Here is a 14,036-nt window from a genome sequence, read left to right on the forward strand (position 1 = left end):
AGCTACTCATCAGCTGCCAGCCAGCCCGGGCTTCTCACCCGCTGTGGATGATGCCGCCACCAGGCGCACGTGGTCGACTCAGTGGAGGCAGTCCGCTCGGGAGCAAAGGCGCACGCTACAGCGGTGAAGGGAGTGGCCATGCGCGCGGAGGAAACAGCTGCGGCGCAGCCATGAACGGCAAGGAGCAGGCGGCGGCCGATCAACCGAAGAAGCAGATGACGATACTCCAGGCGTCCTTTATCGGTGTGGGCGCCATGGTCGGTGCGGGGATTTTCGCGCTGCTCAGCGCCGCCGGTGCGGTGGCGGGCTCGGCTGTATGGCTCTCGTTCCTCATTGCCGGCGCGATCTGTGCGCTGCAGGGGTACTCCTTCGCCAAGCTCGGTTCCCGCTACCCCACCGCAGGAGGGATGCTCACCTATTTGGCGAAGGGGTTTGGCGAGGGCCACATCACCGGCATCGTGTCGTGGCTGTTCTATATGACCGGCGCAATCGTCGCGGCGATGGTCGCCACATCATTCGGAGGATACGCGAGCGCCGTCGTGGCGGATGATGACCGCGGCTGGGCCATCGTCTTCGCGGTCGGACTCGTCGTCGTCATGACGTTGCTCAACGTCGTGGGCTCCACCGCGGTGGCGAGAGTGCAATCGCTCATCGTCAAGGTCGTGTTGGCGATTCTCAGCCTGTTTGCGATCGTGACGATCATGAACTGGGACCCCACCTTGCTGAACCCCGCCGGTTACCCCAGTCTCCGCGAGATCGTTTCGAGCGTCGCCTTGACCTTCTTCGCGTTCCTCGGCTTCGGCGTCATCACCTTCACGGCCAAGGATCTCCCCCGGCCCGGCCGACAGCTCCCGCGGGCCATCTATCTCGCCGTGGCGATTGCCACCACCATTTATGTGGCGGTGTCGCTCGGCGTTTTCGGGACACTCACCCCGGACCAGGTCGTCGAGTACGGCACAACCGCGCTGGCGGAAGCGGCCAAGCCGACGCTGGGCCAGGCGGGTTATGTACTGATGGTGATTACGGCGTTGTTCTCCACGGCCGGCGCAGTGAATGCGAGCCTCTACCCGGCGGCCGGGATGACTCGCCACCTCGCCGCGGCCGGGCAGTTTCCCCCTGCATTCGGACGCCAGATCGGACGGCGCGCGCCGGTGGGCCTGGTGGGGCCCTGATCACGATCTTCATGATTGTCGCGCTCGATTTGAACAGCATCGCCTCGCTTGGCGGTGCTGTTGCACTCCTGATCTTCTCGTCGATCACGGCCGCCCACTTCAGGTCCTACCGGGAGACGCACGCGAACTTGGTTGTGCTCGTCGTCGCGCTGGTCGCGACCGCGGGCACACTCGTCGTGTTCGCGATGACCACGCTGGTGGACGAGCCGATGACTGCCATCGCCTTTGTGGTTATTCTGGCTGCAGCGCTGCTGCTGGATCTCGTCTGGAAGGGCGTCCGGGACCGCGGGAGTCCACGCTCTGCCTCGCGCGACCAGCCGGATTCCCGTTAGGCCAGTTCGCCGAGCTTGGCCTTCCAGAACGCACGCCAGTGATCGAGCTGCTCGACCGACTCCAGCCGCTCATGCTGTAGGCCGACAGACGCTTTGCCTGCCGCCTTCTCGTAGATGTGGACGTTGACCCGGGAGCCGTCGGCCAGGCCGCAGCGCCAGTAGCGCCATTTTGCTGTGTCGCTCAGCTCGGGTCCGCGGGTTACCGCGATGCCGGAGAACTCCTCCGCGGTACCGACCGCGGCCACCCACTTGTCCCGCGCCTGGTCCATGCTGCCCTGTACCGTCTTGCTCACCGATGTCTGGAACTCGCCGTCGCAGTCCTGGCCCGGCTGGCGCCGGCCGATCTGCTGCTCGAAGGCCACTGTTGCTGACTGCGCCCACCAGCCTTCGGCCAGGCCGGACTCATTCAGCGCACGGGCAATCTCCTTGTGGCTGAGCGTTGCGGCGTCGATGCCGGTCAGGAAATCTTCGACCTTGGACCAGCTGATGCCGGTGCCTTTTTCGATCGCCTCGATGTTGATGCTGCGAACCACTGACACTCCTGACGTGACGAAAACCCGGCCGGTGCGGTCAACTGACCGAACCGGCCGGGTTGGCTGGCCCCTGCCCGTCACTGCAACGTGGGCGGGGGCGCAGCACTATGGATGGCGGAATTCCAGGTTGGACTCAGTCTCCGGCGGCCAGCAGCAGGGCCCGCAGCTCGCGGCGTTCGCGCTGCTTCTCCGGATCGGGCAACGGCACTGCCGCCAGCAGCCGCTGGGTATACAGCTCCTGCGGGTTGCGCAGGATCTCGTCCCGGGTGCCCTGCTCAACGATCCGGCCATGCCGCATCACGCAGATGCGGTCGGCCAACACGTCAATGACAGCCAGGTCGTGTGTCACGAACAGGCAGGCGAAGCCTAGTTCCTGCTGAAGATTCTGGAACAGCTCCAGCACCGTGGCCTGGACCGACACGTCCAGTGCGGACGTGGGCTCGTCGGCCACCATCAACTTGGGCTCCAGCGAGAGGGCCCGGGCGATGCCCACGCGCTGCTTCTGGCCGCCGGAAAGTTCGTGCGGATAGCGGTTGCGGTAGGCGCGCGGCAGCTCCACCTGGTCCAGCAGCGCCTCGATTCTCCGCTGCAGGGCGGCACCCTTGGCAACGCCGGCCAAGTACATGGGTTCGCCGATGCTCTCGCCAATCGGCAGCCGGGGGTTCAGCGAGGACGACGGGTCTTGGAACACCATCCCCACCTGGCGGCGCAACGCGTGCAGCTGCTTGGGCCGCGCTCCGGCGATTTCCTGCCCGACCACGCGCAACGAGCCCTCGGCGACGGGCAGCAGCCCGACGGCGGCGCGTCCGATAGTGGTTTTGCCCGAGCCGGACTCCCCCACCAGGCCAACCACCTGGCCGGGGTAGATCGACAGGTTGGCGCCTTCCACCGCGCGGAAGGCCGGGACGCGTCCCTGCTTGGGGTATTCGATGGCCACATTGGCCAGCTCCAGCACGGCTTCGCCCCTGTTCACGTCGTGGAGCGACTGCGCCAAGGCTTCGGCGTTCTCACGTTCGCGCCGTTCCAGCTCGGTCTCATTGATGCTGAGCGAGGCGCCGGTCGCAGAGGCCAAAGCGGCTGTGATGTCCACTTCGGCGTCGTCGGCTGAGCCCCCGCCAAGATGCGGCACGGCGGCCAGCAACGCCTGCGTGTATTCATGCTGCGGATTGTTGAAAATTTCCATCGCGGTTCCGGTTTCCACGATCCGGCCGCGCCGCATCACGGCGATCTTGTCCGCCAAGTCGGCCACCACGCCCATGTCGTGCGTGATCAGCACAATGGCGCTGTCCAGCTTGTTGCGCAGGTTGCGCATCAAGTCCAGGATCTCGGCCTGCACGGTGACGTCCAGCGCGGTGGTGGGCTCATCGGCGATCAGCAGCTTGGGGTCACAGGACAGCGACTGGGCGATCATGGCGCGCTGTCGCTGGCCTCCGGAGAGTTGGTGCGGGTAGGACCGGAAGGCTTTTTCCGGGTCGGGCAGCTCGACCAGCTCCAGCATCCGCAGCGCCCGCTGCTTGGCTTCGTCCGGCGAGATGGCGTTGTGCAGCCGCAGCGTTTCCACAATCTGGAACCCGATGGTGTACACGGGGTTCATTGCGGTCATGGGCTCCTGGAAGATCACTGCGACGTCGTTGCCGCGGACTTGCCGGAGCTTGGCGCTGCTCAGGCCCAGGATCTCCCTGCCGTTGAGCTTGACGCTCCCGGTGGCGCGGCTGTTTGACGGCAGCAGGCCCAGCAGCGCCATGGAGCTGGCACTCTTGCCGGAACCGGATTCGCCCACGATGGCCAGGACCTCGCCGGCCTTGACGTCGTAGGTGAGGTTGATCGCGGCAGGGACCCATTCCTTCTCCACGCCGAAGTCCACGCTGAGGTTGGTGACTTCCAGGACGGGCGCGGAAGCGCGAGTCGTCTCCACGCTTCCTACCGGCAGCGTCGGATCAATGATTTCGGTCATAGCTGGTGTTTCCCTTCCAACCTGTCGCAGTTGGTTGATGCTAGTGGAGAACTGGTGGCCAGTCCTGAAACTATGGGGGCATGACAACGTCTGCTGCTGCCAGCTCCACGGTCTTCCGCCCACGCTCCGCGATTTGGTTCACCGGAGTCGTCTGGGCAATGGTGGCAGTCAGCCTGGTGTCCTCCGTGCTGACCCACGGGCCGGACAGCCTGCTCGGTTCCTGGCCGCTGCTGACCATCGCATACGTGACCTGGTGGCTGGCCTGGTACCCCGTGGTCGTCATCGGCGAGCACGGGGTGGTACTGCGCAACCCGGTCCGGACGATTACCGTGCCGTGGAGCGCCTTGGTGACCGTGGACACCAAGTACGCACTGACCCTGATTACCCCGCGCGGGAAGTACAGCTCGTGGGCCGCGCCCGCTCCCGGGATGTTCGGAGTCCACCGCGCCCGCACAGATCATGTCCAAGGGCTTCCGGAGACGACCTACGGCCCGGCCCAGTCGATCCGCCCGGGCGATCTCACGAACTCCGATTCCGGAGCGGCGGCTTACCAAATCCGGAAACGCTGGGCGGAACTTCTGGCCGCGGACAGCATCAGCATCGGCGAGGCGGACAGCGTCCCGGTCAGCCGGACACCAAATTGGGCCGTGCTTGCTGCCGGAATCGCGCTGATTGTCCTCAGCGCCATAACGCTGGCCCGCTGATCCGGACGACGAGTCGCCCCAGAGGCGTGGGATACGCATCTCAGACGCCCGATGTCTGGGTGGGTCCGGTCGCGGGGTGGGCGGAAACCGCAGCCGCCTTGGCCTTCTTGGCATTGAACTTCTTTTGCCGCGGGTCGAAGGCGTCGCGCAGTCCGTCGCCGATGAAGTTGATGCACAGGCAGATCGCCACGATGAACAGACCCGGCCACCAGAACAGCCACGGACGGGTTTGGAACGCTTCCTGGTTCTGGCTGATCAGCGATCCCAGCGACACGTCCGGCGCCTTCACGCCCATCCCGATGTAGGACAGGCTGGTCTCCAGCAGGATCGCCGCCGACATGCTCAGCGTCACCGAGACGATAATGACGCCCACGGCGTTCGGCAGGATGTGCTTGAAGATGATCCGGGCGTTGGACGCGCCGGCAATCCGGGCAGCATCGACGAATTCCCGCTCCCGCAGGGAGAGGAATTCGGCGCGCACCAGGCGGGCCAGCCCCGTCCACACGACGGCGCCAACGAACAGGCCCAGGAAGTATGGCTGGACGTCGGCGCCTACCGCGCGACCTGCCACCTGGCCCATCACGGCCGCGATGATTATCAGCGGAATGACGATCACGACGTCGGTCAACCGCATCAGCACTGTTTCAATCCATCCGCGGAAATAGCCGGACAGCGCTCCGACGACGACGCCGATGGCCCCGCCTACCAGGCCGATCAGGAACATGACCGCCACCGAAATCTGGACTCCGCGCATGGTTTGGGCAAACGTGTCGCGGCCCAACCTGTCCTGGCCGAACGGGTGCTCGCCCAGACCCAACGGGAAGAGTTGCAGTGTGGGTCGGCCGCCATTGACCAAGTCATTGACGCCATTATGCGTGTACTTCCACCAGCCCGGCAGACCGAACATCCCGCTCGACGAATAGGCGATCAGCAGGATCAGGATGAAAACCACCAGGCTGATCAAGGCGGCGGTATTGCCGAGGAAGCGCCGACGGACGATTTGGCCCTGGCTTAAGCCGGCCTTGTTCTCGTCGGTTGCGGCAACGGGTTTCGTTGACGTGGTGCTCATGCCTTTACCCTTACTCGCGGATCAAGCGCGGAATAGACCAGGTCCGCGACTAGGTTGAAGACCAAGGCCAGGATGCCGGTGATCAGGAAGACGCCCATCACCGGGTTGGGGTCAACCCGGTCCAAGGACTGGACAAAGAGCTGGCCCATGCCGGCGAACGCGAACACCCGCTCGGTAATCACGGCACCGCCGATCAAACCGCCGATGTCGAAAGCGACAATCGTGGCAATGGGGATCAGGGCATTACGGAAAGCGTGGCGCATGACCACTGTCCTTTCGTTCAATCCCTTGGCCCTCGCCGTGCGGATGTAGTCCATGTTCATGATTTCCAGCATGGACGAGCGTGCGTAGCGGCTGTAGGACGCCAGCGAGATCAGCAGCAGTGCGATGGTCGGCAGCAGCAGGTGGGTGAAGGTATCCAGCCCGTGGACCCAGAAGTCCCCCTGCAGGTTCGGCGTCTCGGACCCGATGGTGGCGATGGGCCGGCCGTTGATTCTGCCGTTGTTGAAGTACGCCGGCCAGGCCTGCATGAACCGGTCCAGCAGGATCAATCCGCCGACCAGGAACGAGGTCATCGCCGCGGCGTTCATGCTCTGGCGGCGGTCATAGCCGCCCATCAGCCAGCCGACGGCCAGGCCAACCAGGATGGTGGCGAGCGCCAGCAAGAAGATCATCAGCCCGGTGGCCTGCGCCAGGAGCGGCTGGATCGGAAAATATACGAGAATTCCGATGCCGACGCTGATCAGCGCCGCGTAGAGCGCCCTGCGGTTCTTCAGGCCCGCGGCCAGCAGCGTGATGCCGAAAGCGATCCCCACGCCGCAGATCACGATGACGACCAAGCCGAGACCCGGGGTCTTGAACCATTGGGTCACGGACAGCCCCCACATGACCGCCGCGGCCAGCAGGAAGCCGATGCCCGCCATGCCCAGTTTCCTCGGGTAGGTTCCCTTGGCACAGACAAACCACACCGCGGCGCTGACTAGGCCGATGATCAGAATCGATGAAACCGGAATGTGCGGATCCCGGAGGAAATTGTTGAATCCGATGGCGCCGAATTCCTTCAAGAGCACGGCGACCCAGAACACCGGAAGCGAAAAGAAGAGGAAGGCCATGAAGGTGACGCCGTAGTCCAGTCCGCTGTACTGCCGCAGTGCCGTCACGATTCCAAGTGAGACGCCGATGACGATGGCGAGCACCGCCGAAGCAGTCACCAGCAGAATCGTCATGCCCATGGCCCGGCCCAGGGCCTCGGTGACCGGTTGGCCGTTCAGCGCATAGCCCAAATCGCACTGTCCGGCGAAGGGAATGACGCACTTGGCTGCGCCGGCCAGCCAGCCGAAGTACCGGATCGGTGCCGGCGTGCCGAGGTCGAGCAGCGCGATCCGCTGCTGAATGAGCTGCTCTTTGTTCGGCGAATTGCTTTCGCGCAGGTCGTGGAGGGGGTCACCTGACAAGGCTGTCAATTGGTAAACTAGGAAGGAGGCACCCAGGAGAATAAGCACGGCAGTAAAAAGCCGCCGCACAATGTAGGTCACCATAGCGTTTTTCAACCTCGCTGATGTGGTTCTGGAAATCTTGTGGATCCCTCGGTGTCACAAATGAGCGTAGTGCAGTCCGCACGCTGGCGACTATTGGGAAAACCCAACTACTTGTGGCAGGAAATGGATCATAAAAGCTGCAAGACGTCGGGACCGAGGTGTTCAGGGTCCCGACGCCTTGCATGCTTTGCCTAGGATCAGGCGTGGAGTTTACTTAACCTTCCACTCCCAGAAGTTCCAGAAGACACCCGTCTGGTTCGGCTGGTACTTCACGCCCTCGATGCGGTCGCTGTTGTACGCATCAAGGCCGACCGACTGGAACAGCGGGAGTCCGTAGAAGGAGTCCCAGACATGCTTGTCGATCTGCGTGACGAGCTTGTCCTGTTCAGCCGAGTCAGTGGTGACGATCAGCTGGTCCATCAGCTTGTCGGCGTCCGGCTCCGAGAAGCCGTTGAAGTTGGAACCGGCGTCGGTCTTGAAGATCTGCGGAACGCCGGAGACACCCACGCCAGGTGAGGTCCAGCCGAAGATCGTCGCGTCGTAGGTTCCGTTGCCCAGTGCGGCACCCCAGTCGGAGGCGCCCAAGCCGCCGTCGACAATCTTGAAACCGGCCTTCTCGGCGGATTCCTGGATCAGCGCGTAGGCGTCTGCACGGTTCGGGTTGTCCTTGTTGTACATGATCCGGACTTCCGGAGTAGCGCCGGCGAGAAGCTCCTTGGCGCCATCGACGTCCGCTTCCTTGTAGTTCCCGGAGCCGTTGCTGGCCGCGGATGCCTCGTAGGCTTCCTGGGCCGGGACGAAGAACTGCGAATCCAGCGGTGCAGCGTCCTCCTTGAGCGGCTTCACGATCCGGTCAACGATCGCCTGGCGCGGAATGACCTTCATGAAGGCCTCGCGGACGTTGGCATCCTTGAACACACCGGTGTAGTTCAGGTCGATGTGGTCGTAGGCAAGCTGATCCTCGACGTCAACGGTGACGCCGGGGATGCCCTGCAGCAGTTCGACGGTGTCAGCCGACGGCTGCGGGGCGATGATGTCCACCTCGCCGTTCTTCAGGGCGCTGACCTGGTCCGGTGCGGCACCGATGAAGCGGATGGTCACTTCATCAACGGCCGGCTGCGGCCCGAAGGTGTAGGACTCGTTGCGCACCAGCGTGATCGACTGGTCCGGAGTGATCGAATCTACGACGAAGGGCCCGCTGGAGAGGTACAGGGACTCATCGGTCGGCAGCGACTTCGTGTCGAAGCCCGTGTTCCAGAAGTCCGCGACGGCCTTCAGGTCCTTGTTCTCCTTGGCCGGTTCATCGGCGTTGCCGCGCTTCAGGCCCTGGATGAGGTCGACGAGTGCCTGCTCGTCGGCCAGGCCGGCCTTTTCGGCCAGCACGTGGGCCGGCAGGCCGATGCCGCCATCGTTGAGGCCGCCGAAGGCGATCTCCCAGTCAGCGAACGGCTCGGCGTACGTCAGCGTGATCGAACGGCCATCGTCGCCAACCTCGGGCATCTCAGTCAGGCCCAGCCCGCTGGTATCACCGGCGAAGTCGAAGTAGCTCGTTCCGCTGGTGACGTTGCCTTCCTCGTCCGTCTTGGCATCGTTGGCGTAGCCCGATTCGACGAGCCAGTTCAGCAGCAGGTCTCCGGCGTCAACCGGGTTGCCGTCGGACCACTTCGCGCCTTCATTCACGGTGTACTTCACCACGAGCGGGTCATCCGAGACCTTCTCGTACGTTCCGAACTCTTCGTTCCGGACCACATTGAGCTGGTTGTCAACGTAGTAGAAACCGCCATGCGTCATGTAGGCGATTTTGCCGTTGATGTCGACGTTGCCCGTGGCGGAATCCGAGTTGAATGAGCTAAAAGCGTTGGTCTCAGCGACGCTGATCGATCCGCCGGCTCCGGCCGCGGTGGACTCGCCCGAGCCTTCGGGGGAAGAATCTCCGCCGCCCGAAGTCGCGCAGGCGCTCAGGGCCAGGGCTGCAACAGCCGCGACACCGATAGCTTTGGAAGTACGTCCGAAACGCATTCCGCCTCCTTGTTTCTGTCTTTGAAAGGCCCCCGGCAGTGCTGCCGAGGACGGACATACACCCCGTCGCCTGAAGTTCAACGAGCTTCCCGCCGAACGTGGCATGTCTCACACGCATAAGAGCGTAAACCGGAACCTCGCGACTTGGGTATAAAAACTTCGCTTCAGATCCGGTTGTTACCGAGATGCAACCTTAATGCCACGGCCCGTCTCCGTTGGAAACAAGGCCGTCACGGCAACGCTACAACGGAAATACCCCGGAAACACGGGGCACGCCGCGAACCACCCTGGGGACTGGAGCCGGAAATACGGTTGCCTGAGACAAACTTTAGTTATCGGCTGCTAACTGAACTTCACCTGAAACTGACCCCGTTGGATCGCTCCGCGCGGCTTATTTGACCGTACCGACGACGGCGCGGTGGCCCGAGTCGAGCCGCCGGGTCCATCCCAGCGCGTCCAGGTGTTCCAGCAGCGGGACAGCTACCCGCCTGGTAGTGGCCAACGTCTGGCGGGCCTCACTGGTGGTGAAGGGCTGCGGCAGGCAGGCCAATTCGCGCATCGCCATCGCCGGTGCTTGCGGAAGCAGGACCACCCCACCGGCCAGACGCAGCAGGCGCCCGCTTCGCTCGGCGGCGGCCAGCTCGCGGTCCCCCAGCCCGAGACTCTTCAGGTCATAAGCCTCCGGCGCGGCGAAAGGTTCGGCTCTCAGCCCGCGCTCCACCTCGCTCACAGCCGCCTCTGCGGGGCCCAGGTCGTTGCGCGTTCCCGGAAGGCGGATGAATCCGCCGTCGTACTCCAGCCCCGCCTCTCGCACCACCGCGTCCAGCAAAGCGTCGCCTTCGGGCCCCAGCAGCTCCCGGGCAGCACCCCGGGACAGGCCCGCCGACAGCGGGTCCTTCGTGGCGAGCTCCTGGACCGAGTCCCGCAGCCGCCGCTGCCAGGTATCGAAGACCGGCCGGTGCACCCACCAGTCGCCGAATGCCAGAGCCTGGTCGGGGACCTTGCCGAGGGAAGCGACCCCCATGCGCCGCAACTGGCCCACGCGGACCGCGCCACGGCGGGCAACTTCGGTCAGCGCGTCGCCCTCGGGGCACATGGCTGCAAGGCTTTGCGCCCGCTTGGTGCTGTCCCCGCGGCGTTTCAGGGCCGGCGGGTCGACGTCAAGGACTTGTACCCCCGCCAACACCGACCGGCTGCCCGTTGTCCGAAGCACCAGCCGGTCCCCGAGCTCAAGCGGCAGTTGCCGGTCGAGCGAGAGCCGCGCGTGGTCGCCGTCGAAGGAACGCAGCCGACATGAAACGGCGGCGGTGCCAATATGGGCGATCAGCTCACGCGGAACGTCGCCGAACGGCGTGCCCATGGTCCGGCGGACGTCGATCGTGTCCACCACCGGCCAACTGCCCTCGGACAGCAGCACGTCTCCGCGGTGCACTGCATCAGCGGGCACACCCGAGCGCAGGTTGACGGCCACCCGGTTGGTTGGACCGAGCGAGGTCACCGCATGGTTTTGACTGTGCAGGGCCCGGACCGACACCGTCCTGACGTCGCCATGGCCGTACATCCGCAGCCGGTCCTCCTGCGTCAGGGTGCCCGCCGTCAGGGTCCCGGTGACCACCGTGCCCGCACCACTGATGCTGAAGGAACGGTCGATCCACAAGCGCACCCGGGCCGCGGGATTGGGAGGCGGCACCGCATCCATTGTCCTGTCCAGTACGCGGCGCAGGTCATCGAGCCCGGTTCCGGCAAGCGCGGACACCGTGACTGCCGGGGCATCATGCAGGCCGGTGCCCGCCAGCTCGGCCCGTACCTGCGCCAGAACCTCCTCGGCCCGTTCCGGTGCGCGGTCGCTGCGGGTCAGCACCACCACCCCGTGCTTGATGCCAAGCGCGGCGATGGCGTCGCGGTGGTCGCTGGATTGTGCCTGCCAGCCCTCGTCGGCGGCGACGACGAAACACACCACCGGGACGGGCCCGAGCCCGGCCAGCATATTTCCGAGAAAACGTTCGTGGCCGGGCACATCCACGAAGGCGACATCCCTGCCCGACGGCAGCCGCGTCCAGGCGAACCCCAGGTCGATGGTCAGTCCCCGGCGCCTCTCTTCAGCCCAGCGGTCGGGCTCCATTCCGGTCAGTGCGCGGACAAGGGTACTTTTCCCGTGGTCCACGTGCCCGGCGGTGGCCACCACGAACATCTCAGGAGCCTTCGCCGCTCGGCCGGTCATTGAGCTGCGCAAGTGCCGAGCGCACCGCGGCAGCCAGCCGTTCGTCGTCGGCCTCGGGCACGCAGCGCAGGTCAACAAGGCAGGCACCGCCGTGGACCCGCGGCAGTACAACCGGGTCGCCGGTGCGCAGCCGCCGGGCGGCCGGTTCGGGCAGCTGGACTGCCCACCCCGGCAGCGGAACCCCGGGCGCTCCCCCGCCGCCGACCCGTCCGTCGTGCTCGACCATCCGGCCCCCGGTGGCAGCCGCCAAGCGTTCGGTGCGCTCGCGCAGCCGAACCGGGTCGGAGTGAAGGGCGGCCGCCACAGGTGTCTGCCCGCCGACGACGGTCGCTTCCAACGCGGCCAGTGTCAGTTTGTCCGCCCGCACCGCCCGCGCCAGCGGATGGCGGGCCAGGCGGGCCATCGCGTCGGCGCGGCCCAAGACCAGTCCTGCTTGCGGGCCGCCCAGGAGTTTGTCCCCGCTGGCGATGACGACGTCGGCGCCGGCGGCCAGCGCACCGGTAATGTCCGGTTCCCCTGGCAGCGTCGGGTCCGGCGCCAGCAGGCCGCTGCCGAGATCCACAACCAGCGGCACCTGATGTTCGTCGGCCAGGGAGCGCAGTTCGCCGATCCCGACGCCGGAGGTAAAGCCGCTGACCCGGAAATTGCTGGGGTGGACCTTGAGCAGGCAACCGGTCTCCGTGCCGATGGCCGCAGCATAATCGGCCAGGTGCGTCCGGTTGGTGGTCCCTACTTCGCGCAAGCGGGCACCGGTGGATTCGATCAGCTCCGGCAGCCTGAAACCGGCGCCGATCTCCACGAGCTCACCGCGGCTGATCACGACTTCGCCGGTGCCGGCGAGCGCGGTGGTGGCCAGCACCAGGGCCGCGGCGCCGTTGTTCACCACGAGGGCTTCTTCGGCGGCCGGACAGGCGGCCAGCAGGGCTCGTCGCGCACCCGCTCCGCGCCGGGACCGCGCGCCGGTGGGCAAGTCCATTTCCACGTCAACATAGCCCGCCGCGTCGAGCAACGCCTCACGGGCGGAACCGGAGAGCGGGGCGCGTCCCAGGTTCGTATGGACGATCACGCCCGTGGCATTGAGGACGGGCCGCAGCGAGGAGGCTGTGCGGGACGCTAGCGCGGCCAGGACGCTCGCCTCGACGTCGCCCGGGGCTAGATCGCCGCGGCGGGCCTGTTCCTGCACGTCCCGGACGGTGGAACGGATCACGTCGTCGCCGAGCCGGCCGCGTGCGTGGCGAAGCCCTGGATGCGCCAGCAGCTGGTCGGTGCGCGGAATATGCCGGCGCGGGTCGTCCTGGCCCACTGCCCCTCCTTCGGCGCGTCATGGGAGCTGCTTGGTGGCGGAAGCGGACGGGAATCGAACCCGCCAGACCGAGGTACTCGGTCTCACCGGTTTTGAAGACCGGGGGGCCCACCAGGACCCGGACGCCTCCACGAGCATGCTAACACCGCCTTTCGTTCCTATGCTGGACCCATGAACGCGATCACCGGCGTACTGGAAGAACCCGCGGAAGCCGTCCGGCTCACCACCTACGCGCACGGCGGAGGCTGCGCCTGCAAGATTCCGCCGGGCGAGCTCGAGGACGTTGTCCGCGGCTTGACCGGCCAGACCGACCCCGGCGTCCTGGTCGGGCTCGACGACGGCGACGATGCGTCAGCCGTCCAAGTAGGTGAGGATCTCGCGGTGCTCTCGACCGCGGACTTCTTCACTCCGGTAGTGGACGATGCGTATGACTGGGGCCGGATTGCGGCAGCGAACGCTCTCTCCGACATTTATGCCATGGGCGGGCGGCCGATCAGCGCGATCAACCTGGTCGGTTGGCCCCGCGGCGTGCTGCCGATGGAGCTGCTGACCGAAGTGCTGCGCGGTGGGCTGGATGTGGCTGCCCAGGCCGCATGCCCGGTGACCGGCGGCCACTCGGTGGACGACCCGGAACCGAAGTACGGGATGGCAGTGACCGGAATCGCCGCGCCAGGACGATTGATGCGCAATGACGCAGCCCGGGCCGGACTGCCGATCACGCTGACCAAGCCGATTGGCCTGGGCCTGCTCAACAACCGGCATAAGCAGACCGGGGAGGTCTTCGACGAGGCGATCGCCGTGATGACTCAGCTGAACCGGGAGGCAGCCGACGCGGCCCTGCGCAGTGGCGTCCGCGCGGCAACCGACGTTACCGGTTTCGGTTTGCTGGGCCACCTCTACAAGATGTGCCGCGCGTCCGGGGTGGGAGCGGTGATCGACCGCGCTGCGGTTCCCCTCGTCGGCGGTGCACGGGAGGCGCTCCGGGATGGCTACATCTCCGGCGGCACCCGGCGCAACCTTGAATGGGTGCGACCGCATGTGCGGACGGGAGCAGGCATTACCGAGGACGATCTGCTGGTGCTGGCAGATGCGCAGACCTCGGGCGGGCTGCTCGTGGTTGGAGAGCTGCCGGGGCACCCCGTCGTGGGAGAGATCGTGGCGGGCTCCGGGATCGAGGTGCGCTGACGCTCC

The 14,036-nt window shown here is 65.7% G+C and carries 11 protein-coding genes and 1 tRNA gene; 4 read left to right on the plus strand and 8 right to left on the minus strand.

Annotated elements, in window-relative coordinates; all coding sequences use genetic code 11:
- Window positions 1–170: 170 nt before the first annotated feature.
- Together E4J89_RS03625 and E4J89_RS19530 are read left to right on the plus strand one after the other, a co-directional pair.
- Window positions 171–1,172, plus strand: coding sequence for an APC family permease (locus E4J89_RS03625; protein ID WP_205754391.1), 1,002 nt, complete (start codon window positions 171–173; stop codon window positions 1,170–1,172).
- Window positions 1,173–1,183: 11 nt separating this feature from the next.
- Entirely contained in the window at window positions 1,184–1,504 is a 321-nt protein-coding gene (locus E4J89_RS19530) for a hypothetical protein (RefSeq protein ID WP_205754392.1), read from the plus strand.
- Here E4J89_RS19530 and E4J89_RS03630 read toward each other — a convergent pair.
- Both E4J89_RS03630 and E4J89_RS03635 read right to left on the minus strand, forming a co-directional pair.
- Window positions 1,501–2,037 (minus strand): hypothetical protein, encoded by a 537-nt coding sequence (locus E4J89_RS03630; protein WP_136784740.1) that lies wholly within the window; start codon window positions 2,035–2,037, stop codon window positions 1,501–1,503. The genes E4J89_RS19530 and E4J89_RS03630 overlap by 4 nt on opposite strands.
- A 133-nt stretch (window positions 2,038–2,170) precedes the next feature.
- Window positions 2,171–3,991, minus strand: a complete 1,821-nt coding sequence (locus tag E4J89_RS03635) for an ABC transporter ATP-binding protein (protein ID WP_136784741.1) — start codon at window positions 3,989–3,991, stop codon at window positions 2,171–2,173.
- Window positions 3,992–4,071: 80 nt separating this feature from the next.
- On the opposite strand from E4J89_RS03635, the gene E4J89_RS03640 reads away from it, so the two are divergent.
- Window positions 4,072–4,695: a PH domain-containing protein gene (locus tag E4J89_RS03640; RefSeq protein WP_136784742.1), complete on the plus strand. Its 624-nt coding sequence runs from the start codon at window positions 4,072–4,074 to the stop codon at window positions 4,693–4,695.
- A gap of 40 nt (window positions 4,696–4,735) precedes the next feature.
- Here the strand turns inward: E4J89_RS03640 and E4J89_RS03645 are convergent, their stop codons facing one another.
- The 6 genes from E4J89_RS03645 to E4J89_RS03670 all read right to left on the minus strand — a co-directional run bounded on the left by E4J89_RS03645 (window position 4,736) and on the right by E4J89_RS03670 (window position 12,975).
- Complete coding sequence (locus tag E4J89_RS03645; protein ID WP_136784743.1) at window positions 4,736–5,764, minus strand: ABC transporter permease; 1,029 nt, start codon at window positions 5,762–5,764, stop codon at window positions 4,736–4,738.
- Complete coding sequence (locus tag E4J89_RS03650; protein ID WP_136784744.1) at window positions 5,761–7,302, minus strand: ABC transporter permease; 1,542 nt, start codon at window positions 7,300–7,302, stop codon at window positions 5,761–5,763. Before E4J89_RS03650 ends, E4J89_RS03645 begins: the two co-directional genes overlap by 4 nt.
- A gap of 210 nt (window positions 7,303–7,512) precedes the next feature.
- Window positions 7,513–9,321 carry an ABC transporter family substrate-binding protein gene (locus tag E4J89_RS03655; RefSeq protein WP_136784745.1) on the minus strand — a complete coding sequence of 603 codons (1,809 nt, stop codon included), beginning with the start codon at window positions 9,319–9,321 and terminating at the stop codon, window positions 7,513–7,515.
- 391 nt (window positions 9,322–9,712) lie between these two features.
- A complete protein-coding gene (selB, locus tag E4J89_RS03660) occupies window positions 9,713–11,512 on the minus strand; it encodes a selenocysteine-specific translation elongation factor (RefSeq protein WP_136784746.1) in 1,800 nt (599 codons plus the stop codon).
- Between the two features lies 1 nt (window position 11,513).
- Window positions 11,514–12,845, minus strand: a complete 1,332-nt coding sequence (selA, locus tag E4J89_RS03665; protein ID WP_136784747.1) for an L-seryl-tRNA(Sec) selenium transferase — start codon at window positions 12,843–12,845, stop codon at window positions 11,514–11,516.
- A 35-nt stretch (window positions 12,846–12,880) separates the two neighbouring features.
- A tRNA-Sec gene (locus E4J89_RS03670) sits at window positions 12,881–12,975 on the minus strand.
- 41 nt (window positions 12,976–13,016) lie between these two features.
- On the opposite strand from E4J89_RS03670, the gene selD reads away from it, so the two are divergent.
- The gene (selD, locus tag E4J89_RS03675; protein ID WP_136784748.1) at window positions 13,017–14,030 is read left to right on the plus strand and encodes a selenide, water dikinase SelD; all 1,014 of its coding nucleotides are present in this window, start codon (window positions 13,017–13,019) and stop codon (window positions 14,028–14,030) included.
- Window positions 14,031–14,036 lie beyond the last annotated feature (6 nt).

This window comes from Arthrobacter sp. CAU 1506, assembly GCF_005047635.1.
In the GTDB taxonomy this organism is placed as follows: domain Bacteria; phylum Actinomycetota; class Actinomycetes; order Actinomycetales; family Micrococcaceae; genus Crystallibacter.

Coding starts and splice junctions, on each gene's coding strand:
- selB (WP_136784746.1), bottom strand. CDS start 11,512: ATGTTCGTGGTGGCCACCGCCGGGCACGTGGACCACGGGAAAAGTACC.
- E4J89_RS03635 (WP_136784741.1), bottom strand. CDS start 3,991: ATGACCGAAATCATTGATCCGACGCTGCCGGTAGGAAGCGTGGAGACG.
- E4J89_RS03625 (WP_205754391.1), top strand. CDS start 171: ATGAACGGCAAGGAGCAGGCGGCGGCCGATCAACCGAAGAAGCAGATG.
- E4J89_RS19530 (WP_205754392.1), top strand. CDS start 1,184: ATGATTGTCGCGCTCGATTTGAACAGCATCGCCTCGCTTGGCGGTGCT.
- E4J89_RS03650 (WP_136784744.1), bottom strand. CDS start 7,302: ATGGTGACCTACATTGTGCGGCGGCTTTTTACTGCCGTGCTTATTCTC.
- E4J89_RS03640 (WP_136784742.1), top strand. CDS start 4,072: ATGACAACGTCTGCTGCTGCCAGCTCCACGGTCTTCCGCCCACGCTCC.
- selD (WP_136784748.1), top strand. CDS start 13,017: ATGAACGCGATCACCGGCGTACTGGAAGAACCCGCGGAAGCCGTCCGG.
- E4J89_RS03645 (WP_136784743.1), bottom strand. CDS start 5,764: ATGAGCACCACGTCAACGAAACCCGTTGCCGCAACCGACGAGAACAAG.
- E4J89_RS03655 (WP_136784745.1), bottom strand. CDS start 9,321: ATGCGTTTCGGACGTACTTCCAAAGCTATCGGTGTCGCGGCTGTTGCA.